Source organism: Rhodoferax sp. U2-2l, from assembly GCF_020594515.1.
GTDB lineage: Bacteria > Pseudomonadota > Gammaproteobacteria > Burkholderiales > Burkholderiaceae_C > Rhodoferax.
In genome coordinates this window covers 118,848-140,985 of record NZ_JAJCTH010000010.1, presented here as the reverse complement: position 1 = coordinate 140,985, position 22,138 = coordinate 118,848, and the positions used below count along the sequence as shown (strand labels likewise).

Annotated in this window: 18 protein-coding genes; 13 read left to right on the top strand and 5 right to left on the bottom strand. The window is 61.9% G+C overall.

What is annotated here, in order from left to right; all coding sequences use genetic code 11:
* The first annotated feature begins 6 nt into the window (after positions 1-6).
* From prsK to LHU53_RS10835, 7 genes are all read left to right on the top strand, one after another.
* Positions 7-2,118 (top strand): XrtA/PEP-CTERM system histidine kinase PrsK, encoded by a 2,112-nt coding sequence (gene prsK / locus LHU53_RS10865; RefSeq protein ID WP_227332674.1) that lies wholly within the window; start codon positions 7-9, stop codon positions 2,116-2,118.
* Positions 2,115-3,473 carry a PEP-CTERM-box response regulator transcription factor gene (gene prsR / locus LHU53_RS10860; protein ID WP_227332673.1) on the top strand — a complete coding sequence of 453 codons (1,359 nt, stop codon included), beginning with the start codon at positions 2,115-2,117 and terminating at the stop codon, positions 3,471-3,473. The genes prsK and prsR overlap by 4 nt, the downstream gene beginning before the upstream one ends.
* Positions 3,474-3,510: 37 nt before the next feature.
* Positions 3,511-6,285 (top strand): XrtA/PEP-CTERM system TPR-repeat protein PrsT, encoded by a 2,775-nt coding sequence (gene prsT, locus LHU53_RS10855; RefSeq protein ID WP_227332672.1) that lies wholly within the window; start codon positions 3,511-3,513, stop codon positions 6,283-6,285.
* A 258-nt stretch (positions 6,286-6,543) separates the two neighbouring features.
* Complete coding sequence (locus tag LHU53_RS10850; protein ID WP_227332671.1) at positions 6,544-7,242, top strand: hypothetical protein; 699 nt, start codon at positions 6,544-6,546, stop codon at positions 7,240-7,242.
* 392 nt (positions 7,243-7,634) lie between these two features.
* Positions 7,635-8,495 carry an HprK-related kinase A gene (locus LHU53_RS10845; RefSeq protein WP_227332670.1) on the top strand — a complete coding sequence of 287 codons (861 nt, stop codon included), beginning with the start codon at positions 7,635-7,637 and terminating at the stop codon, positions 8,493-8,495.
* Positions 8,492-9,586, top strand: a complete 1,095-nt coding sequence (locus LHU53_RS10840) for a nucleotidyltransferase family protein (RefSeq protein WP_227332669.1) — start codon at positions 8,492-8,494, stop codon at positions 9,584-9,586. Before LHU53_RS10845 ends, LHU53_RS10840 begins: the two co-directional genes overlap by 4 nt.
* A gap of 72 nt (positions 9,587-9,658) precedes the next feature.
* Positions 9,659-11,632, top strand: coding sequence for an ATP-binding cassette domain-containing protein (locus tag LHU53_RS10835; protein WP_227332668.1), 1,974 nt, complete (start codon positions 9,659-9,661; stop codon positions 11,630-11,632).
* 154 nt (positions 11,633-11,786) lie between these two features.
* Here LHU53_RS10835 and LHU53_RS10830 read toward each other — a convergent pair whose 3' ends face one another.
* On the bottom strand, positions 11,787-12,275 hold the full coding sequence (locus LHU53_RS10830; protein ID WP_227332667.1) for a MarR family winged helix-turn-helix transcriptional regulator: 489 nt from the start codon (positions 12,273-12,275) through the stop codon (positions 11,787-11,789).
* Positions 12,276-12,341: 66 nt separating this feature from the next.
* Positions 12,342-13,100, bottom strand: a complete 759-nt coding sequence (locus tag LHU53_RS10825; RefSeq protein WP_227332666.1) for a 4-hydroxy-tetrahydrodipicolinate reductase — start codon at positions 13,098-13,100, stop codon at positions 12,342-12,344.
* Positions 13,101-13,240: 140 nt separating this feature from the next.
* Between LHU53_RS10825 and LHU53_RS10820 the strand changes: the two genes are divergently transcribed.
* The 6 genes from LHU53_RS10820 (at position 13,241) to LHU53_RS10795 (ending at position 20,183) form a co-directional block, all read left to right on the top strand.
* Positions 13,241-14,581, top strand: coding sequence for a chloride channel protein (locus tag LHU53_RS10820; RefSeq protein ID WP_227332665.1), 1,341 nt, complete (start codon positions 13,241-13,243; stop codon positions 14,579-14,581).
* Positions 14,582-14,894: 313 nt separating this feature from the next.
* Positions 14,895-15,413, top strand: coding sequence for a flavin reductase family protein (locus tag LHU53_RS10815; protein ID WP_227332664.1), 519 nt, complete (start codon positions 14,895-14,897; stop codon positions 15,411-15,413).
* A 56-nt stretch (positions 15,414-15,469) separates the two neighbouring features.
* Positions 15,470-16,822 (top strand): HD-GYP domain-containing protein, encoded by a 1,353-nt coding sequence (locus LHU53_RS10810; RefSeq protein WP_370632272.1) that lies wholly within the window; start codon positions 15,470-15,472, stop codon positions 16,820-16,822.
* A 101-nt stretch (positions 16,823-16,923) separates the two neighbouring features.
* Complete coding sequence (gene fusA / locus LHU53_RS10805) at positions 16,924-18,975, top strand: elongation factor G (protein WP_227332663.1); 2,052 nt, start codon at positions 16,924-16,926, stop codon at positions 18,973-18,975.
* Positions 18,976-19,047: 72 nt separating this feature from the next.
* Complete coding sequence (hemG, locus tag LHU53_RS10800) at positions 19,048-19,602, top strand: menaquinone-dependent protoporphyrinogen IX dehydrogenase (protein ID WP_227332662.1); 555 nt, start codon at positions 19,048-19,050, stop codon at positions 19,600-19,602.
* 44 nt (positions 19,603-19,646) lie between these two features.
* Positions 19,647-20,183: a DUF2799 domain-containing protein gene (locus tag LHU53_RS10795; RefSeq protein ID WP_227332661.1), complete on the top strand. Its 537-nt coding sequence runs from the start codon at positions 19,647-19,649 to the stop codon at positions 20,181-20,183.
* 92 nt (positions 20,184-20,275) lie between these two features.
* On the opposite strand, the gene LHU53_RS10790 is transcribed toward LHU53_RS10795, so the two are convergent.
* The 3 genes from LHU53_RS10790 to LHU53_RS10780 form a co-directional block, all read right to left on the bottom strand.
* Complete coding sequence (locus tag LHU53_RS10790; protein ID WP_227332660.1) at positions 20,276-20,851, bottom strand: YceI family protein; 576 nt, start codon at positions 20,849-20,851, stop codon at positions 20,276-20,278.
* Between the two features lie 50 nt (positions 20,852-20,901).
* Entirely contained in the window at positions 20,902-21,474 is a 573-nt protein-coding gene (locus LHU53_RS10785; RefSeq protein ID WP_227332659.1) for a YceI family protein, read from the bottom strand.
* Between the two features lie 84 nt (positions 21,475-21,558).
* Positions 21,559-22,131 carry a cytochrome b gene (locus LHU53_RS10780; protein WP_370632271.1) on the bottom strand — a complete coding sequence of 191 codons (573 nt, stop codon included), beginning with the start codon at positions 22,129-22,131 and terminating at the stop codon, positions 21,559-21,561.
* Between the last annotated feature and the right edge of the window lie 7 nt (positions 22,132-22,138).

Sequence of the window (22,138 nt, the reverse complement as noted above, 5' to 3'; positions counted from 1 at the left end):
GCCATCATGAACAGCGGCCACCTCGATTTGACCGCCTGGAGCGGTGGACTGGCAGGGGTGTGCTACGCGGTGTTTGCGCTGCGCCTGCTGCAAGCCGGGTACCTGAAGCACCCGCGCGAGGCCACCAAATGGACGCTGCTGGCGGCGGTGGCCCTGAGCGCGGTGTGGGGTGGCGCCATGCTGCTGCTGGTGCTGCGGCCATCTGCCCTGGCGCTGCTGGTGACCACGCTGGCGGACCAGCTGCGCTACGCCGCCTGGTTTGCTTTTCTGCTGATCCTGCTGCGCAGCAACCGGCCTGTCAAGGGTGTGCGCGGCACCCACACGCTGGTGCTGTGGGCGGTGTTGCTGGCGGCCTCGGGCCCGCTGTCGCTGGGGCTGGCCGTGCTGGAGGTGGGCGCGCTGGGCGACCCGGCGCGCTGGATTCTGTTCAGTGCCATGGCCATGCCGGTGTTTGCGCTGGTGCTGCTGGAGCAGGTGTTCCGCAACGCCACAGAAGATTCGCGCTGGAACATCAAGCCCTTGTCGCTCGGCCTGGCCGGCGCGTTTCTGTTTGACCTGTACCTGTTTTCGCAGGCCGTGCTGTTCAACCGGCCTGATGAAGACGCGCTGAGCATTCGCGGCGGCGTGCATGCGCTGATGATGCCGCTGCTGCTGCTCTCCAGCAACCGGCGCAGCGACTGGATTGCCAAGATCCAGCTCTCGCCCAAGGCGGCCTTCCACTCGGCCACGCTGTTGATCGCCGGCATTTACCTGATCTTCATCTCCGGGGTGGGCTACTACGTGCGCTACTTTGGCGGCGAGTGGGGCCGCGCGCTGCAGTTGGGGCTGGTGGTGTTGGCCCTGATCGTGCTGGTGATCCTGGCGCTCTCGGGCACCATGCGCGCCAAGCTGCGGATTTTTCTGGGCAAACATTTCTTTCGTTACCGCTATGACTACCGGGAAGAGTGGCTCAAATTCACCCGCGCTTTATCGGCGCAAAACTCTCCTCAAGCCTTGGGCCAGCAGGTGGTGCGCGGTCTGGCCGAGATGGTGGAAAGCCCCGGCGGTGGCCTGTGGTTGCGCGTCAAGGGCGAGCCGGTCTTCAGCCAGACCGCCCGCTGGAACATCGGGCAGGCGGACGACAAGGAAGCCATCGACTCGCCCATGTGCCAGTACCTGGCCGACGGCGGCAAGCTGATCAACCTGGAAGACTACCGCTCGTTCTCCCGGCGCTACGGCACGCTCAAAATTCCGGTCTGGCTGCAGGAACTGCCCCAGGCCTGGCTGGTGGTGCCGCTGATGGTGGGCGACGAGCTGATCGGTTTTGTGGTGCTGGCCAGCGCCCGTACGCTGTTTGACGTGAACTGGGAGGTCAACGACCTGCTCAAAACCGCTAGCCAGCAAGCCGCCAGCTACCTGGCGCAAATGCAAGCCACCGAGGCCTTGCTGGAAGTGCGCAAGTTCGATGCCTTCAACAAGATGTCGGCGTTTGTGGTGCATGACCTGAAAAACATCGTCACCCAGCTCTCGCTGATGATGAAAAACGCCAAACGGCTCAGTGGCAACCCCGAGTTTCAGCAGGACATGCTGATGACGGTGGAGAACTCGCTGGAGCGCATGCGCCAGCTGATGTTGCAGCTGCGCGAAGGCGCCAAGCCGCCCGGCACCGCGTTTGGCGTCAACCTGAGCGCCATCGTGACAAGGGTGCAGGCGGTGGCGGCGGCACGCGGGCGCGTGCTGGAGGTGCAGGCGCTTGAATCGGTCGACGCCCGTGGGCATGAAGAGCGGCTGGAACGCATCATTGGCCACGTGGTGCAAAATGCCTTTGACGCTACCGACCCCAGTGGACATGTCCGGCTGACACTGGCGCGCGCGGGCGGCCAGGCCCGTATTGTGGTGCAGGACACCGGACAGGGCATGACGCAGGACTTCATCCGCGAGCGGCTGTTCAAACCTTTCCAGACCACCAAACAGGCCGGCATGGGGATTGGCGCGTATGAAAGTTACCAATATGTGCAGGAATTAGGTGGCAAGATCGACGTCCAGAGTGAAGTGAACCGTGGAACCACCGTGACACTGCTGTTGCCGCTGTTTGAAACCCAGAAGACCTCCGACCTACATTCCGTGGAAAGCCCATGACCTCCGACAAATCCCGCCCTTTGATGATCGTGGAAGACGATCTGGCGCTGCAAAAGCAGATCAAGTGGTCGCTGGACCGCTTTGAGACGGTGACCGCCAGCGACCGCGAAAGCGCGCTGCTGCAACTGCGCAAGAGCCTGCCTGCGGTGGTAACGATGGACCTGGGGCTGCCCCCCGACGCCGATTCGGTGTCGGAAGGCTTCAAGCTGCTGGAACAGATCATGGCCTTTGACCCTGACATCAAGGTCATTGTGCTCACCGGCCAGAACGACCAAGCCAACGCCCTGCGCGCGGTGGCCATGGGCGCCTACGACTTTTTTGCCAAACCGTTCGAGCCGGAGCTGCTGAACCTGACGGTGGAGCGCGCCTTCCGGCTGTTTGAGCTGCAGGCTGAAAACAAGCGCCTGCGCGAGCTGCACCAGCCTGACGCGCTGGCTGGCTTGACCACACGCGACCCGCAGATGATGCGCATCTGCCGCACCATCGAAAAAGTGGCCAGCAGCAACGCCACCGTCATGTTGTTGGGCGAAAGCGGCACCGGCAAAGAGGTGCTGGCACGCGGGCTGCACCAGGCCTCACCGCGGCGGGGTGAGAAATTTGTCGCCATCAACTGCGCCGCGATCCCTGAGAACCTGCTGGAGAGCGAACTTTTCGGCTACGAAAAAGGCGCCTTCACCGGTGCTGCCAAAACCACGCTGGGCAAGATCGAGACCGCCAATGGTGGCACTTTGATGCTTGATGAAATTGGTGATCTGCCTTTTCAGCTCCAGGCCAAGCTGCTGCGCTTTTTGCAGGAACGTACGATCGAGCGCGTGGGCGGTCGGCAAGAGATTGCGGTGGATGTGCGCATCATCTGCGCCACCCACCAAAACCTGATGGCACTGAGCAAAGAGAACCGGTTCCGCGAGGACTTGTATTACCGTCTGGCCGAGATTGTGGTCAACATCCCGCCGTTGCGCGACCGCGTGGGCGACTCGGCCTTGCTGGCGCACGCCTTTGTCCGCCGGTTTGCACAAGAGCAAAACCGCGGCTCGCTGACACTGAGCGACGACGCGGTCAAGGCGATTGAGCAGCACCCCTGGCCCGGCAACATCCGCGAGCTGGAAAACTGCATCAAACGCGCGGTGATCATGGCCGATGGCAACCAGATCACCCGCGACGATGTGGGCCTGAAGGCCGCCAGCGACGCGCTGGACACCTCGCTGGACTTGCGTGTGATCCGCGACAACGCCGAAAAAACCGCCATTCTGGCGGCGCTGGGCCGGGTCAATGGCAATGTGCTCAAAGCCGCCGAGCTGCTTGGCGTGAGCCGCCCCACGCTGTACGATTTGATGCACCGGCTCGGTTTGAAATAAGTTTGTCGTTCCAATTAGTTTTATCCAAGGGTTGATCATGTCATTCAAAAAAAATCCGACGCGTGTGGCGCTGTCTGCGCTGCTGGTGTCCTTGCTGCTGGTGGCCTGTGGCGACAAGCCCGAGGACATGATCAGCTCGGCCAAAGACTATCTGGCCAAGAACGACAGCAAGGCCGCCGTCATCCAGATCAAGAACGCGTTGCAAAAAAATCCGGATCTGCCCGAGGCGCGTTATTTGCTCGGCAAAGCGCTGATGGAGAGCGGCGACGCGGCCGGCGCCGAAACCGAGTTGCGCAAGGCGCTGGCGCTCAACCATCCGCAAGACCAGGTCGTCCCGCCGCTGGCCAGTGCTTTGCTGGCGCAAGGTCAGGCCAAAAAAATCACCGACGAATTTGGCAAAACCACCCTGACCGACAAAACCGCCCAAGGCGTCTTTCTCACCGCCCTGGCGACCGCCTACGCCATGCAAGGCCAGAACGACGCAGCGCAGTCCACCCTGGACGCCGCCTTGGCTGCCACCCCAGATTACGCCCCAGCCCGGTTGATCCAGGCCCGCCAGAAAGGTGCCCAACGCGATTTTGACGGTGCGCTGGCGATCACCGAAGACGTCATCACCAAGACGCCCAAGAGCCTTGAGGCCTGGAAATTCAAGGGCGACCTGCTGCTCTATGCCAAGAACCAGCCCACCGAAGCCTTGGCGGCCTATCGCAAATCGGTGGAGATCGGCCCTGAATTTCTGGCCGGCCAAGCCGCGGTGATCATCTTGCTGCTGCAGCAAAACAACCTCACCGACGCAGCAACCCAAATGGCGCAGCTGGTCAAAGTGGCCCCCAACCACCCGCAAACCAAATTCCTGCAAGCCAATCTGGCTTATCAGCAGAAAGACCTGAAGAGTGCGCGCGAGCTGGTACAGCAAGTCTTGCGCACCGTACCCAACAACGTGCAAGCCCTGCAACTGGCCGGTGCCATTGAACTGCAGCTCAATGCGCCGGTTCAGGCCGAGACCTATCTGAGCAAGGCCTTGCAAGCCGCGCCCGGCTTGCCGCTGGCGCGGCGCCTGCTGGTCATGTCCTACCTGCGCACCGGCCAGCCCGCCAAGGCGCTGGCCACGCTGACGCCCGGCCTGACCGGCAGCACCGTCGATCCCGCCCTGTACGCGGTAGCCGGTGAGGTGTATCTACAAAACAATGACGTCAAAAAGGCCGAGGAATATTTCACCAAGGCCACCCAGCAAGACCCCCAAAACGCCAGAAACCGCACCTCGCTGGCGTTGACCCACCTGATCAGCGGGCAGGTGGACAGCGCGTTTGGTGAATTGCAGGACATTGCGGCCTCAGATACCGGCACCACCGCCGACATGGCCCTGATCAGCGCCCACCTGCGCCGCCAGGACCTGGACAAGGCGCTCAAGGCCATCGACGGCCTGGAGAAAAAACAACCCGACCAACCGCTGGCCGCCAACCTGCGCGGGCGCGTGCTGCTGGCCAAGCGCGACCAGGCCGGTGCGCGCCAAAGTTTCGAGCGCGCCTTGCAGATTGACCCGCTGTTTTTCCCGGCGGTGGCCAGCCTGGCTGGGCTGGACCTGGCTGACAAGAAGCCGCAAGACGCCAAAGCCCGCTTTGACGCCGTGCTGGCCAAAGACCCCAAAAACGCCCAGGCGCTGCTGGCCCAAGCCGAGCTGGCCGCCAGAACCGGCGCCAGCAAGGAAGAGGTGAGCAAACTGCTGGCCAACGCGATCAGCGCCAACCCCACTGACGCCGCGCCGCGCCTGCTGCTGATTGACTTCCACCTGCGCAACAAGGACGTGAAACAAGCCACATCCACCGCCCAGGACGCGGTCGCCACCCTGCCCGACAGCCCCGAACTGCTGGACGCGCTGGGCCGCACCCAGCTAGCCGCGGGTGAATTCAACCAGGCCATCACCAGCTTCAACAAGCTGGCCGGTATGCAACCCCTGTCACCGCAACCCTACCTGCGCCTGGCCGACGTGCACATGGCCAACAAGGACAAAGCCGCCGCTGCCGCCAGCCTGCGCAAAGCCCTGGACATCAAACCCGACCTGCAGCAAGCCCAGCGCGGCACCATCCTGCTCGACATGGATGGCAAAAACATCCCCGGCGCTTTGGCTACCGCCAAAACCATGCAAAAGCAGGACCCCAAGGGCGCCGTGGGTTATGTGCTGGAAGGCGACATCAACGCCTCGCAAAAAAACTGGGACGCCGCAGCCAGTGCCTACCAGACCGGACTGAAACAAATCAGTTCGGCAGAACTGGCCGTCAAATTGCATTCAGTGCTGGCGGCGGCCGGCAAAACGGCCGAGGCTGAAAAATTTTCCGCCAAATGGCAGGCCACGCAGCCCAAAGACGCCATCTTTCTGCTTTACCTGGGCGACGGCGCGATTGCCCGCAAAGACTACGCCGGTGCCGAAAAGCTTTACAGCCGCGTGACCCAACTGCAACCCAACAACGCCGTGGCCTTCAACAACCTGGCTTGGGTCACCGCCCGGCTGAACAAGGACGGATCCATCGCCCTGGCCGAAAAAGCCAACGCCCTGGCACCCAACCAGCCCGCCTTCATGGATACGTTGGCAGTGTTGCTGTCCGACAAAGGCGACTACGCCAAGGCACTGGAACTCCAAACCAAGGTGGTCTCCTTGCAACCGAACAACCCCGTGTTCAAGCTGAACCTGGCCAAGATTCACATTAAGGGCGGCAAGAAGGACCTGGCCCGGGTGCAACTGGACGAGTTGGCCAAGTTGGGGGACAAGTTTGGGGAGCAGAAAGAGGTGGCGGAGTTGTTGAAGGGGTTGTAAGAGTGTCGATTTATTTTACAAATCATCCATCTTTCATCCGCTTGGCTTCACTGGTGTATTTTTAAGTTTTGTAAATCAAAGACTTAGAGTGAATCAATTTGTTGGCTCGAAATTTGCTTACTTTGTGTTGGTATGAACCCGCTAAATCGTATAAACGCTAAGACGGGGGCCAAATTTACGCACAGGCTGATCGTCAGCTATGATTTGGCGAGAGAACGGCATGTCGGTGCTCAGACGCCAAATTGATTGGAGAAAATGATGTCAACCGAAAAACCACAACCGAATGCAACACCCAACATGTTGCGCCGCAAGCTGTTCAAAGGTGCTTACGGCGGGGTTGGTGTTCTCATGGCGGTTCAGGCCAAGACAGCACTGGGTGGGAATTTGGTGGATTGTCGCAGCCCATCAGCCATGATCAGCGGCAATATGAGCCAGCGCCCTGACACCGGGATCTCCTGCTCGGGGGGACGGTCACCCGGGTTTTGGAAGGTGCCTCAGAAATTCGAGTATTGGGCAGGAACAGGCGCAACACCTCCGACTTTCAAGTCTGATGTCTATGAATGCGCCTCTGGCATGAAAGGTCTGACTTTGGATAACGTAGCAACCCCGGGCACGCTACTTACTAATATTGGCTTCGCTGGCGCCACTGGAAGCGTTTGGGCGGCCCTGGCGTTTCCAAAGAGTGGAGAAGGTGGGCAATTGCTCCGACATCTAGCTTCAGCTTGGCTCAACGCAGGGTACTTTCAATCCAATGCAGCCCAGTACCCTCTGACTAAGACGGAAATCATCGCTATGTGGAACGCCACCAAGAGCGGTGGCACTTACTGCCCGGCCAGCATGTCCTGCAGCGAAAGTCAGCGCTGGACCCCAGCAAAGGTTATCGAGTACATCGAGAGCCTCTATGACTTCAACTCAGATGTTGCTGATCCGCAGCTATGCACTAAGGGCGGGAAATAAGCGTTCTCTTGCAGTCCGTTGGGCAGCAGGTTAAGGCCGACGGAGGTGTATCAGATGGTTGGCTCACCAAGCTGCTCGGCAAACAATCGGTATGCACTGGCTGACGGCAGGGTGTTGAAGTTTGCACCTGACTGGTCTTGTTCGGACGCCAGAGTGGTTTTTGACACGCAATCGGGTGATTACTGGGTGGTTTCCTTGTTGGGCTCAAGCCTGCTCAAACTGTTTCAGACCCACGGTCAAATGACGGTTCAAACCGTTTGTGAGCTCATTCCCGGCGGCCAAGGGCGGCGGGCCACACTCACATTGACGCTTCAAAGCCTCACGGATCATTCTCTCTTGCAAGCGGTAAACTGAGTAGCCCCGGCAGAAGATTTTCACAACGGCGCTGCAGATTGATCGACACCGTCTTACACATTTCCCCGTTCAATGTCCGGGTCCGTTCAACATTAACGGGCGTGGCAGAGCATCTGGATTTTTTCTACCAGAGCCATGCGCGCTGTGGTTCAGACGCCTTTGTAGACTTTGACCTTCAGATCTTGCACGGCAAGGGGCTGCGCCGGTGGTGGCATCCACAAGTACGTTTGTTGCTTGACGACACCGAGTCTTTTTTTCCGTTGCCTGCTGACCAGGCGGCTCCCATGTTGGAGTGGGGTCTGAACTGGTGCATTGCCAGTCGACCACTTGGTTATCTGGTCATGCATGCTGGGCTTCTGGCACGAGGTGAGCGCGCTTTGATGATGCCAGGTGTTCCGGGTGCGGGTAAAAGCACACTGTCTGCGTCGCTTTGTTTGCTGGAAGACTGGCGGCTGCTGTCGGATGAACTGGCCATTCTGGACCCCGCGTCTGGTTTGATGCAGCCACATGCACGACCCATCTGCCTGAAAAACGCCTCCATTGACATTGCCAGCGGCTTTCCACAAACCCGACTGGGCCGCGTCTACCACGACACCCGAAAGGGCACGATTTCGCACGCGGCGTGCCCTCCTGCGTCAATTGCGGCATCTGGCGATCCGGCCCGGGTCGAATGGGTGGTCTTTCCCCGCTTTGAATTCGGCAGCACGCCCAGTTGCGAAGAAATCAGCCGCGTGGAAGCGTTTTCATTGATTTCAGAACAGTCCTTCAATCGGGAGCGGATGGGCGAGGTCGGCTTTGATGCTCTGTGCCAGATGCTGAACAATGTCCGTTGTTATCAGATCGTCTATGGATCAACCGCCGATGGGCTTCAATTGATTCGCGACATCACCCACCTATGAACCAGTGCACAGAGGGCACGGCGCTGATCGCCACATTGGCTGAACCGCAGCGCGCCAACGCTTTGAGCGCTGCACAGTGGTCTGGTCTGGTCGCCTCGGCTCGCCAAGCCAATCTGCTGGGCGCGCTGGCCGTCCGGATTCAGGACGCAGGTGTTGAAGTACCTCCCCAGGTGCTGCGGCATTTAAAAGGCGCTCAACAGCTGAGTGAACGTCAACACCGATCGGTTCTTTGGGAAGTTCACCAATTGCAGCAGGCCTTGTGCGAGCTGGACATTCCGGTGGTGCTGCTCAAAGGCGCGGCTTATGTCATGTCGAACGACGGCGTGGGCGTTGGCCGCCTGTTTGGCGACATCGACATCCTGGTGCCACGATCCGCCCTGGGTGACGTGGAGAGTCAATTGATGCTTCACGGTTGGGTAAGCGCCAAGACCAGCGCCTACGATCAGCGGTACTACCGCCAGTGGATGCATGAAATCCCGCCGATGAGCCACATCCGGCGTGGCACCGTGATCGATGTGCACCACACCATTCTTCCCCTGACTTCGCGCCACAAACCAGACCCTCAACAAATCATTGCGCGGGCCTTACCGGTGTCAGAACCGGGCTTGCCCATGATCCGGGTACCTTGTCAGGTGGACCTGGTCATTCACAGCATCGTTCATTTGATGCATGAAGGTGAGCTGCACAACGGGCTGCGCGATCTCAATGACATTGACAGCATGCTGCGAAAGTTCGGTCCCATGCCGGGTTTTTGGGCCAGGCTGGCAGGCATTGCCGTGGGCAACGACTTGGCAGGGCCGGTGGGGTTGGGGCTGGCATTGGTGCAAAAAGTCTTTGGCACGCCCATACCCGCGTTCGTGCATGACGCATTGACACAAGCGCAAGGCGGTAGACGACCCGCGTCATGGTTGCTGGCCACGTTTGATTTGGCGCTTGACCAGCAACGGCGCAACGGTACCGACCCCACTGTGGCGATTGCCCAGTGGCTAATTTACGTGCGATCACACCGCTTGCGCATGCCACTTCATCTGGTGGTACCGCATCTGATGCGCAAAGCCTGGATGGGTTGGTTCCCGGAAAAAAAGAGCTGAACACTTGTTCGGCATGGATTGCGGATCGCGTCCGCAATGACAACCAACAGGTACGCCGATAATCCCGCCCCTATGGCACTCATCACACTTCTAGACGCCCAGCTGGCATTCGGGCACGTGGCCCTGCTCGACCACGCTGATTTTTCTCTTGAAACGCAGGAGCGCGTTGGCCTGATTGGTCGCAATGGCGCGGGCAAGTCCAGCATGCTCAAGATCCTGGGTGGTCTGGACAAACCCGATGATGGCACCACGCAGGTACAGAACAACATCCGCATTGCCTATGTAGCGCAGGAGCCGCAGCTCGACGCAGACGCTACTATTTTTGAAGCTGTCAGCGAAGGTTTGGCAAGGGTCAGAGCCCTGATTGATGAATATTCCGAGGGCCATGGCGATCTGGACGCGATGCAAAGCGAGATCGAGTCGCTGGACGGCTGGAATTGGGAACAACGCGTGGGTGAAACCCTGCACCGCCTGCATCTGGCGCCCGATGCGATTGTGCGCACGCTCTCAGGCGGCAACAAAAAACGTGTGGCGCTGGCGCAGGCACTGGTGGCCGCACCCGACGTGCTGCTGCTGGACGAACCGACCAACCACCTGGATCTGGACAGCATCGAGTGGCTGGAAGGCCTGCTGTGTGAGTTCAAGGGCAGCATCATTTGTATCACCCATGACCGCTCCTTCCTGGACAACGTGGCGACCCGCATCGTCGAGCTGGACCGGGGCAAATTGCTCTCCTACCCCGGCAATTTCGCTGCCTACCTGGTTCAAAAAGAGGAGCAACTGGCGCAAGAGGCGGTGATCAACGCGCGTGCCGACAAGCTGCTGGCGCAGGAAGAAATCTGGATTCGCAAAGGGGTGGAAGCCCGCCGCACCCGCGCCCAGGCCCGCATCGTGCGCCTGGGGGAATTGCGTGCCAAACACCAGGCGCGCCGCGAAGCGGTGGGCAGCGTCAACATGGATGTGGTCACCGGGGGTGCCAGCGGCAAGTTGGTGGCGGAACTCACCCATGTTTCCAAGAGTTTTGGCGAGCGAAAGATCGTGGATGATTTTTCAGCGACCATCCTGCGTGGTGACAAGATCGGCCTGCTCGGCCCCAATGGTGCGGGCAAAACCACCTTGCTCAAACTGATTCTGGGTGAACTCCAAGCCGACCCGGCACCCGCCAACTCCCCCACGCCCGAGCCCGGCCACAGCCCCTGGGGCACGGTGCGCCAGGGGGCCAACATCTCGGTGGCCTACTTTGACCAGATGCGCAACGCGCTGAACCTGGACGCCACACTCGAAGACTTCATCAGCCCGGGCAGCGAATGGATCGAGATTGGCAACCAGAAAAAACACGTCAAGAGTTACCTGGGCGACTTTCTGTTCTCCCCGGCGCGGGCTAATTCGCCCGTGCGCTCTTTGAGTGGTGGTGAACGCAACCGCCTGCTGCTGGCGCGCCTGTTTGCCCGGCCCGCCAATGTGCTGGTGCTGGACGAGCCGACCAACGACCTGGACATCGACACCCTCGAATTACTCGAAGACCTGCTGCAAAACTACGACGGCACGGTGTTTCTGGTCAGCCATGACCGCACCTTCCTCGACAACGTGGTCACCAGCACCATCGCTTATGAAGGCGATGCCAAGTGGCGCGAGTATGAAGGCGGCGTGACCGACTGGCTGGTGCAGAGCAAACGCGCTGCCGAGATCGCCAAGAGCAAGGGCCAAAAAGCCCCTAAGCCCTTTCATTATGAGCGCGAACAGCTCTCAAAAACGCAGCAAACCAAGGCAGCTGAGGCACCTGCCCCAGCGCCTGCAACCGCAATCCCAACACCCAAGACGCGCAAACTCAGCTTCAAGGAACAGCGCGAACTCGACGGCCTGCCTGATCTGATTGCCAGCCTGGAAGCGGAACAAGCCGAGGCCGCCGCCCTGTTGGCCGACGGCAGCCTGTACGCGGTGGACAACGCCCGCGCCCTGAAACTCGCCGCCCGCAGTGCCCAGATTGATGATGAGTTGTTGGCCGCGCTGGAGCGCTGGGAAATTCTGGGCAACCCCGCCGCTTGACTGGCGAAGCCGGAGAAGCCGCCACCAAATATGCCATCGGGCTGTCAGGGCGGGCGGCGATCCGCCAACCATGCCGCCTTAAGTCATGGGTCCCCTCGGGTCGTGGCCCGGGGCAGGCTCATCAAGCCCGGGATGACAGCATCACCCGTGCAGCTTAGAGCTGTGCCAGCGGAATGCTGCCGGTGGCCTCGTCGGCTTGGAGCAGGGTGATGAGTTCGGCCAGATCACGGTCCAGCCGCGCCAGCGTCTGCGGAGGCAGTTTCTCCAGCGCCTCGGGCAACACGCCCTCAAACGGACCGGGCACCTGCACCAGCAGGTTCAGCGCTTCGGGCAGCGCCACCAGCTGCACCTGGCGCTTGTCGGTGCTGCCCTTATCGGCGCGGATCAGGCCTTTTTGCAGCAGCCCCTTGACCAGGTTGCTGGCAGTGGACTGGTGCACGTCCATGCCGCGTGCCAAATCGCCCAGACCAATGCCGGGCTGGTCGCGGATCAGGCTCAGCGCCCACACCTGCGCGCCACCCAGACCGACCTGTTTTTCCACCTGCTTGAAATGCGTGCGCACGGCGTTGAACACCACACGAAAGCGGCGCAAGACCACCGCCGTTTGTGCGGTTGGCTGGCTGACAGGGCTTGGGGTAGTCATAAGACCTCAAAGACAAAAATGGCACCATCATAGTGCGGCGCCGGGTGCTGGCGAGTGGTGCAGCGGTCAGGCCAACTGGGTGTCACCCGACAGCAATTCGCGGCGCGCCAGCCGGCTCATCAGGTCCTCAAAGGTGTAAAACCCGGGTTCACACTCGGCCAGTTGGGTCAGCGCAAAAGCGGCGCCGGTGCCAAAGGCGCGCCGCTCGATCGAGTTGTGGATGAGCCGCACCGTCTGGTACGGAAAGCCGAAGATCACCTCATGGTGGCCGACAATGCCGCCCAGACGCAGCGAGGTGATGCGCTCATCATGCACCTCCAGGCTTTGGGCGATCTTGCGCGCCGTACCGGAGATCTCGGGCTTGTCCCGAAAGTGCTGCTCCAGGATTTCAACATCGGCAAACGGGGCGATCTTGCGCAGCAGCTTGGCCGCCATGATCAGGAAGTTGATGCCCACCGTGATGTTGGGTGAACACATCACCCGGGTGCGTTGGCCCAGCGTGCGCGCGTAGGCCAGATCAGCCGGGCTGTAGGCTGAAATGGCGCTCACCAGCATGATCTGGCGCTGCGCCATCGCCTCGCCATAGGCGTGCAGGCTGTCGGCCTGGGAAAAATCCACCAGCGCATCCACCGGGTGGGCATCCAGCCAGGGCGCCCAGTCCTCGGCCGCCAGGCTGACCAGCGGGATGGCCGTGTCAGGCACGGTGGCGGCCTGCGAGGCAGATTTGCGGGCCACCCAGCACAACTCGAAACGCGGATCAGACTGCAGCACCTGCGCCACCGCCTGCCCGGCTTTGCCGTAACCCACCAAACCGACTTTGATCATGTTGCTCTCCTCCTGATGTTTCGGGACGCGCTCAATTCGCGTTACAGTGCGCCCAATATAGCAAATTGCATTTGGTTCAATGTACTTCTCACATCTTCAGCCCAAGCGCGTGGCGGGCGCTGCGACCGGCGCCAGCCCGCATGAAAATTGACGACGGCAGCGCCACCCTGCTTGACGCGATTCGCGACGACCTGAACGACTGGCAGGTGTGGGCGGGCCGCGCGGTGGTGATCGGTTTTGCCGCCTTGGCCGGCCTGACCGTGGTGGCCTTCACCTGGATGACCGAGCACGCGTTCGGGTGGTTTGAGCGCTTGCACGGGGCTTATGGCTGGGCCCCGCTGATCTGGACGCCACTGTGCGCCGCGTCCATCGTTTGGGTGATGCGCCGGTATGCCATCGGTGCCGCCAGCTCGGGCATTCCGCAGGTGATGGCCGCGCTGGACGCAGGCGTGGCCCCGGCGCAGCGCAGCCTGTATGTGTCGCTCAAACTCACCGTGGCCAAGATGGCGCTGGCCACCTGGGGCCTGCTGGGCGGTCTGTCGCTGGGGCGCGAAGGGCCGTCGGTGCAGATTGCCGCCGGCGTGATGCACCACGCCCGGCATTACCTGCCCAAACGCTCGCAGGTGTCGGAGCACGGCCTGCTGATGGCAGGCGGCGCCGCCGGCATTGCCGCGGCGTTCAACACGCCGCTGGGCGGCATCATGTTTGCCATTGAAGAGCTGTCGCGCAAGCCCGAGCAGCGCAACAGCGGCCTGCTGCTGGCAGCTATTGTGCTCAGCGGGCTGATGGCGGTGTCGGTCTACGGCAACAGCACCTACTTTGGCCGCATCCACGTGGACCAACTCAGCCTGTCGTTGCTGGGGCCGGGGCTGCTGCTGGCGGTGGTGTGTGGCCTGGTGGGCGGGCTGTTTGCCCGGGTGTTGCTGATTTCGGTGCGGGGTGACTCGGCCGACCGCTTCAGCCGCTGGCGCCAACGCTCACCGGTGGCGTTTGCCGCCGCCTGCGGGCTGGTGCTGGCGGTGATCGGGCTGGTCAGCCATGGCAGCACCTTTGGCACCGGCTATGCGGCCAGCCGCGCCATGCTCGACGGCCAGCACGAGCCCGAGCCGCTGTACACGCTGCTGAAATTTTTGGCCACCTGGATCACCGCCTGGGCCGGTGTGCCCGGCGGCATTTTTGCCCCGGCGCTGTCAATTGGCGGCTCCTTGGGCAACGACATCGCCCAACTCACCCACTACGCCAACGCGCCCACCTTGATCGCGCTGGGCATGGCCGGGTTTCTGGCGGCGGTGACGCAGGCGCCGCTGACCGCGTTCATCATCGTCATGGAAATGGTGGACGGGCATGCGCTGGTGCTGAGTCTGATGGCCACCGCCATGGTGGCCAGCGGGGTGTCGCGGCTGCTGTGTGTGCCGCTGTACCAGGCCATGGCGCAGCTGCAGTTGCAGCGCCTGCCGCCTGCCACACCCCCGGCAGGCTAAAAAAAAGGAGCCCCGAAAGGCTCCAAACTCGCTTGCAATCCCGATTGCTAGAAGGAGAACTGCGGGGCAAGTGTATTTGAACAAATGCATTTGACATCTAGGGGTAAACCCTTGACTTCGCGATCAGCGGCCATCCTGGACGTGAGGAGTCAACCCCGGGCCACGACCCGGGCGATTCAGGCATCTGGCGTTCAGGGTTGGTGGCTCGTGGCCCGCCATGACGGCCTTCTTTCATGGGTTGGGGCGGGCGCTTCCTTCATGGCGTTGACCCGTCACGCACGGACTCGGTGCGATTTCGGTTAGATTCAGCGCGATGTTTTCAAGCTCAACCCATCTCCAGGCGCAAGCGCCCGATTTCTCCAGCACCCAGTTCCGCACCGCCCTGGGCATGTTTGCCACCGGCGTGACCATCGTCACGGCCTGCACGCCTTCGGGCGATCTGGTCGGGCTGACCGCCAATTCGTTCAACTCGGTGTCACTCACCCCGCCGCTGGTGTTGTGGAGCCTGTCGCAGGCGGCCAGCACCATGGACGCATTCCGCCAGGGCTCGCACTACGCCATCAACATTCTGGCGGCCGACCAGCAGGCGCTGGCGCTGCGGTTTGCCACGCGCGGGGTGGACCGGTTTGCGGATCTGGATTTCACCGAGGGGCGCAGCGGCGCGCCGCTGATCACCGGCAGCGTGGCCACCTTTGAGTGTTTCAACCGCAGCCGTTATGTGGAAGGTGACCATGTGATTTTTGTCGGCGAGGTGGAATCCTGCAGCCACCGCGCCGGTGCCTCACCGCTGCTGTACCACGGGGGCAAGTTTTATACCGAGCACCCTTTGTGACAGCTGGTCATGACAGGCCTTGGCGGTCATCGCGGTGATTTTCATGGGGGCCTGAGGTGCAGTCCTTGAAACTCGCCGAACTGATGGCCGCATTGAGCCATGCGCTGGACATCACCGAGGGCCAGCCCGAAGGCCATTGCGTGCGCTGCTGCTGGATCGGCATGCACATCGGCCAAAAAATCGGCCTGAGCAACGACGACTTGTGGACGCTGTACTACACGCTGCTGCTCAAAGACCTGGGCTGCTCCAGCAACGCCGCGCGCATCTGCGAGCTGTATGTCACCGACGACCTTCAGTTCAAGCGTGACTTCAAGTGGGTGGACGGCAGCCTGCCACAGGTGCTGCGGTTTGTGCTGCGCCATACCGGCCCGGCGGTGGGCCTGCGTGACCGGCTCAAGGCGCTGGGCGGCATCCTGAGTCACGGCGACGCGATTGCCCAGGAACTCATCCACACCCGCTGCACACGCGGCGCCGACATTGCGCGCCAGCTGCGTTTTCCCGAAGCCGTGGCGCAAGGCATCCACGCGCTGGACGAACACTGGAACGGCCAGGGCCGCCCCGACCACCTGGCGGGCAGCGCCATTCCGGTGCAGGCGCGCATTGCCCTGCTGGCGCAGGTGATTGATGTGCACCAGGCCTCGCAGGGGCACCAAACCGCGCTGGCCGAGATCAAAGCCCGCGCTGGCAGCTGGTTTGACCCCAATCTGGTGGCCGCGTTTGAGGCCGTGGCGCAGGAAGAAGCCTTCTGGCAGGTGCTCAGCGGCGTGCCCGCCACGCTGGAGCGCGCTGTCTACGCGCTGGAGCCTGGCGGCCATGAGGTGACCCTGGACGAAGACTACCTGGACGACATTGCCGAAGCCTTTGGCCAGGTGGTGGACGCCAAAAGCCCGTTCACCGCCGGGCACAGCGCCCGCGTGGGCCTGTACACCGCGCTGCTGGGCGAGTCGCTGGGCGTGCCCGAGGCGCGTCGGCGCTGGCTCAAACGCGGCGCGCTCTTACACGACGTGGGCAAGCTGGGGGTCAGCAACAGCATTCTGGACAAGCCCGGCAAATTGGATGAGGCCGAATGGCACGCAGTGCAGCGCCACGCCAGCTACACCGAAGCCATTTTGGGCCGGGTGCGCATTTTTGACGAGCTGGCGCGGGTGTCGGCCGCGCACCATGAGCGCCTGGACGGCAAGGGTTACCCGCGCGGCCTGCTGGCCAAAGACATCTGCCTGGAAACCCGCATCATCACCACGGCGGATATTTTTGACGCCATCACCGCCGAGCGGCCCTACCGCGGCGCGGTGCCGGTCGACCAAACCCTGGCCATCATGCAAGACAGCGTGGGTACGGCGATTGACGCCACCTGCTTGGCGCACCTGCAGCGGGTGATCGCGCAGAATCCCGAGCTTTTCCCGGGCTGAACGGCGCAAAATTTGACGTTTGATTGGGCCTGAAAACATCTGTCGAAAAACTTGTCTGCGGCGTAAACTCAAGGCTCACAACTTCCTATCGCGAGCCAACTATGCGCCTCCAACCCTCTGAAAACATCCGTGCCGTGGCCCTGGTGGGTCACGGGTCTGTCGGTAAAACAACGTTGGTGGAGAGCCTGCTGGCCGCCACCGGCGCCATTGCCAGCCGTGGCACGGTGGAAAAAGGCAACACCGTGTGTGACTTTGACCCGATTGAAAAACAACTGGGCCACTCGCTGCAATCGGCCGTGGTGAGCCTGACCTGTGCCGACACCCGCATTCACCTGCTCGACACCCCCGGTTACCCCGACTTTGCTGGCCAGGCGATTGCCGCGCTGGCGGGCGCCGACACCGCGCTGATCATGGTCAGCGCCCAAACCGGCATCGAGCTAACCACCGAGCGCATGTTCAACCTGGCCGGTGAGCGTGGCTTGTGCCGCATGATCCTCATCAACAAGATCGACGCCGACAACCTGGACCTGGCTGCGCTGGTGGACGACATCCGCGAACGTTTTGGCAAACAATGCCTGCTGCTGGACCTGCCTGCGCACCACGCCCAGGATGTGGTGGAGCTGCTGGGCCATGACGACGGCGAGAGCGACTTTGCCAGTGTGGCCGCCGCGCACCGCGCGCTGATTGATCAGCTCATTGAAGAAGACGACGACCTGATGGCGCGGTATCTGGAAGACGGCACCGACCCCAGCCCGGACGAATTGCACGCCCCGTTCGAGAAAGCGCTGCGCGCCGGGCACCTGATTCCGATCCTGTTTGTCTCGGCCAAAACCGGCGCCGGTGTGCCGCAGTTGCTGGACGCGCTGGTCAAACTGGCGCCCAACCCGTCAGAGGGCAACCCGCCACCGTTTTTCAAGACCGAGGCCGGCGTGGAAGAGGCCTACGCCGCCCAGCCCGACGACGCGTTGCCGGTGCTGGCGCATGTGTTCAAGGTGGTGATGGACCCCTTCATCGGCAAGCTGGGCATCTTCCGGGTGCACCAGGGCACGGTGCGCAAAGACGCGCAGCTGTTCGCCGGCTCGGGCAAACGTCCGTTCAAGGTCAACCACCTGTACCGCCTGCAGGGCAAGGACTATGTGGAAGTGGACACCCTGGTGCCGGGCGACATTGGCGCGGTGGCCAAGGTGGAAGAGATCGAGTTTGACTGCGTCATCCACGACTCCCACGCGTTGGACAACGTGCACCTGAAACCGCTGGCCTTCCCACAACCCATGCAGGGCCTGGCGGTGCAGACCCAGCGCAAGGGTGACGAGCAGCGCCTGTTCGAGATCTTGCACAAGCTGGAGCTGGAAGACCCCTGCTTCACCGTGGAGCGCCACCCGGGCACCAATGAGACGGTGATCCGCGGCCTGGGCGACATGCACCTGCGCGCCAAGATGCTGCGCATGCAGCAGCAGTTCAAGCTGGAGCTTGACACCAGCGAGCCGCAAATCGCCTACCGTGAAACCATCCTCGGCAAGGCCGAAGGCCACTGCCGCCACAAGAAACAAAGCGGCGGCGCGGGCCAGTTTGGCGAGGTGTTTTTGCGGGTCGAGCCGTTGGAGCGCGGCGCCGGTTTTGAGTTTGAAGACGTGGTCAAGGGCGGCGCCATTCCCGGCGTGTTCATGCAGGCGGTGGAAAAAGGCGTGTTGCAGGCGCTGGCGGAAGGCGCGGTGGCGGGCTTCCCGCTGCACGATTTGCGCGTGACCGTGTTTGACGGCAAAACCCACGCGGTGGACGGCAAAGAAGTGGCGTTTGTGGCAGCGGCTCGCAAGGCCACGCTGGAAGCGGTGCGCGCGGCCAAACCCATCGTGCTGGAGCCGGTGGTCAGCATCGAAGTGGTGGCACCCGAATCAGCCATTGGGGATTTGACCGGCGACCTGGCCAGCAAACGCGGCCACATCACCGGCACCCAGCCGCGCCCGATGGGCACCGTGGCGATTTCCGGCCAGATGCCGCTGGCCGAGCTGGGCGACTACCAGAGCCGCCTCAAATCCCTCACCGGCGGCCAGGGTTCGTACAGCCTGACCTTCTCGCATTACGCGCAGGTCAACGACGACACCCAGGCCAAATTGGCCAGTGCCTTCAAGCCCGGCAACCTGAACGACGATTGATGACTTTTGTCACACCACCCGTCGACGCACAGCGGTAGCATCGCGCCGACTTTTCAACTTCTCTTTGCCACCGTGACCCACCACACCCTGCTCATCTACTCCACCGTTGACGGCCACACGCGGCACATTTGCGAGCGCATGAAATTCGTCATGACCGCACTCGGCCAGAACGTGACCCTGGCGCCGCTGGACCAGGCGCACAGCCTGAACCTGGACAAGTTCGAGCGCATCGTCATTGGCGCCAGCATCCGCTACGGCAAACACCGCCCGCAGGTGGCCGAGTTCATCCAGAAACATCAGGCGCTGCTGGCGCGCAAGGCCAACGCGCTGTTTTCCGTCAACGTGGTGGCGCGCAAGCCCGAGAAAAACCAGCCGCACACCAACCCCTACATGGTCAAACTGCTCAAACAGTTGGCCTGGAAGCCGCAGCTGGCCGGTGTGTTTGCCGGGCGGCTGAATTACCCGGCGCTGGGTTTTGTGGACAAGCAGATGATCCGTTTCATCATGCTCATCACCAAAGGCCCGACCGACATCACCCAGGCGTTTGAATTCACCGACTGGGCCGCGGTGGAAGCTTTTGCGCACCAAGTGTGTGCGCTGCCGCTCCCCAGCCCTACCAAGCCATGACACCGCCGTTGGCGACGCGACCCCGCACTGTCGCCGCTGCGGCCATGTTCAAACCGTGTGTCCTTGCGCTGGTGCTTGCACCGCTGCTGCTGGGCGGATGCGCGTCGATGTCCGAGTCCGAATGCCGGGTGGCCGACTGGGGCCGCGTGGGACACAACGATGGTGCCCGTGGCGAGCCCGAGCGCCAACTGGCGGCTTACACCGAAGACTGCGGCCAATCCGGGGTGGTTCCCGACGCAGCGGCCTACCGTCAGGGGTGGGATGTGGGCATCCAGCGGTTTTGCACCCCGGCCAGCGGCTGGCAGCAAGGGCTGCAGGGTCGCAGCAGCAAGGGCGCGGTGTGCGCTGGCCAGCCGGGTCATGAGGGGTTTGCGCGCGCCCTCAACGCGGGGCTGCAGGTGTACCAGACCCGTCAGCGCATGCAAAACAACACCCAGGACATCAACCGCCTGCACAAGAAGCTGGAGTCAGCCACCAGCGACGACGAGAAGCGCCGCATTCGCCAGCAGTTGCAGGACATTGACCGCGAGCAGTATCGGCTGCGCGGCCTCATGGGCCAGCAGCAACTGCTGGCGCCATGATTTTTTCAACCGTCCTTCACGACCAAAAAAAAAGCTACCAGCCCTTTATTCACGAGGGCTGGTAGCCTATTTCATCCCTGAAACAGAAAAAGTTACTGTTTGACGGCTTCCACCTGCACCACCAGGCGCACGTCTTTCGGGAAACCCCAGTCGATGCCATAGTTCATGCCGTAGGCGGTGCGGTCCAGCGTGGCTTCAAAGTCGCCGCCACACACTTCGCGCTTGAGCATCGGGTTCTGATAACAGTTGAAGTTGGTGGCCTTCAGGGTCAGCGGGTTGGTTTTGCCCAGCAGGGTCAGCGTGCCGGCCACTTCAGCCACTTTGTCGCCGTTGAACACAAATTTGTCGGCGGTAAAGGTCATGGTGGGGAATTTTTCGGCGTTGAACAGGTCCGCGCTTTGCAGGTGCTTGTTGAACGCGGCGGTGCCGGTGTTGACGGAGGTGGTGTCCACCGTCAGCGTCACCTTGCCGGTCTTGGCGGCACGGTCAAATTCCACCGCGCCTTCCTTCTTGTCAAAGCGGCCCCGGTTGGTGGTGGTGCCAAAGTGGCTGATCTCAAACGTCACGAAGGTGTGCGTCGGGTCGATGGCGTAGCTGGCAGCCTGGGCAGACACGGTGCTGGCGAGCAAGACGGCGGCAGCGGCGGCGGGGATAAGGGACAAACGCATGAAAAACTCCTGAAGGGTTGAAAAATCGACAAAAGAAACAGAGCGGGCGCTTACAGCTTGCCAACACCGCCGAGCGCAAACTTGAACTTGACCTGCACGTCGTCGGCCACCATCGAGGTGTCGGCCCAGTCGCCGTCGCCAATCTTGAAGGCCAGCCGCTTGATCGGCAGCACGCCGGTGGCCACGGTCACCGCGCCGCTTTGGGTCATGCTCAAAGGCACCCGCACGGGTTGCGCCTGGCCCTTGATGCTGAGTTGTCCGGCCAGTTCATATTGACCGCCGCCCAGCGCCTTGAACGCGCTGGAGGTGAAGGTGGCCTGCGGAAACTTCGGCACATTGAACCAGGGCGCGGTGGGCAAGGCGCTGTCGGCCTCGGCACTGCCCATGGTGGCACTGCCCATGTCCACCGTGAAGGTGACTTTGCTGGTGGCCAGCTTGGCGGCGTCGAAACTGATGTTGGCGTCAAACTTCTTGAAGTGGCCGCTGACCGGCACACCCATCTGTTTGGCGGCAAAGCTCAGCTCGCTTTGGGCAGGCAGCAGCTTTTGCTCGGCCAGGGCGCTTGAGGACAGGCCGCTCAGCGCAGCGGTGGTCAAGACAACGGTCAACAAGGTGGTTTTCATGGGCGGGTTCTTCAAAAAAAATATTTGGGGGAAAAATCGTCGCAAAAGTTCAAGACAAGTCGCAGGCCAAGGGGTGCGCGTGCTTCAGCGTTGGGGCAGCATGCGCAGCATCAGGCCGTCACGGTCGATCCAGTGGTGTTTCAGCGCGGCGGCTATGTGGAGCACGGCCAGACCGATCAGCGTCCAGGCCGCCCAGCCATGCCAGGGCTTGATCAACTCGGCCAGCGCCTTGTCGGGGCCGACAAAGTCTGGCAACGGGATCGCCCCGAACAGCACGATCGGGTACCCTGCGGCCGAGCTGTAGGCCCAACCCAGCAACGGCACCACAAAAAACAGCGCGTACATCAGGTGATGGGTGGCGTGATAAGCCTGCATCTGCCAGCCCGGCATGGCCAGCGTGACGCTTTGCGGCAAGGCAGGCGGGCGGTGTGTGAGGCGCCACAGCAGGCGCAACACGGTGAGCGCCAAAAACACGATACCGGCCCACTTGTGCCAGTTGTACAGCTTCAGACGCGTTGGCGAAAACGGCAAATCTGTCATGTACAGACCGACCCCGAACAGGCCCAGGATGGCCATGGCCAGCAGCCAGTGCATCGCGGTGGCGAGCCCGGTGTAACGGGGCGGGCGGCTCAGATCAGGGGACAAGGGCAGGTTCACAAGAAGA

Coding starts and splice junctions, on each gene's coding strand:
- prsK (WP_227332674.1), top strand. CDS start 7: ATGAACAGCGGCCACCTCGATTTGACCGCCTGGAGCGGTGGACTGGCA.
- prsR (WP_227332673.1), top strand. CDS start 2,115: ATGACCTCCGACAAATCCCGCCCTTTGATGATCGTGGAAGACGATCTG.
- prsT (WP_227332672.1), top strand. CDS start 3,511: ATGTCATTCAAAAAAAATCCGACGCGTGTGGCGCTGTCTGCGCTGCTG.
- LHU53_RS10850 (WP_227332671.1), top strand. CDS start 6,544: ATGTCAACCGAAAAACCACAACCGAATGCAACACCCAACATGTTGCGC.
- LHU53_RS10840 (WP_227332669.1), top strand. CDS start 8,492: ATGAACCAGTGCACAGAGGGCACGGCGCTGATCGCCACATTGGCTGAA.
- LHU53_RS10835 (WP_227332668.1), top strand. CDS start 9,659: ATGGCACTCATCACACTTCTAGACGCCCAGCTGGCATTCGGGCACGTG.
- LHU53_RS10830 (WP_227332667.1), bottom strand. CDS start 12,275: ATGACTACCCCAAGCCCTGTCAGCCAGCCAACCGCACAAACGGCGGTG.
- LHU53_RS10825 (WP_227332666.1), bottom strand. CDS start 13,100: ATGATCAAAGTCGGTTTGGTGGGTTACGGCAAAGCCGGGCAGGCGGTG.
- LHU53_RS10820 (WP_227332665.1), top strand. CDS start 13,241: ATGAAAATTGACGACGGCAGCGCCACCCTGCTTGACGCGATTCGCGAC.
- LHU53_RS10815 (WP_227332664.1), top strand. CDS start 14,895: ATGTTTTCAAGCTCAACCCATCTCCAGGCGCAAGCGCCCGATTTCTCC.
- fusA (WP_227332663.1), top strand. CDS start 16,924: ATGCGCCTCCAACCCTCTGAAAACATCCGTGCCGTGGCCCTGGTGGGT.
- LHU53_RS10795 (WP_227332661.1), top strand. CDS start 19,647: ATGTTCAAACCGTGTGTCCTTGCGCTGGTGCTTGCACCGCTGCTGCTG.
- LHU53_RS10790 (WP_227332660.1), bottom strand. CDS start 20,851: ATGCGTTTGTCCCTTATCCCCGCCGCCGCTGCCGCCGTCTTGCTCGCC.
- LHU53_RS10785 (WP_227332659.1), bottom strand. CDS start 21,474: ATGAAAACCACCTTGTTGACCGTTGTCTTGACCACCGCTGCGCTGAGC.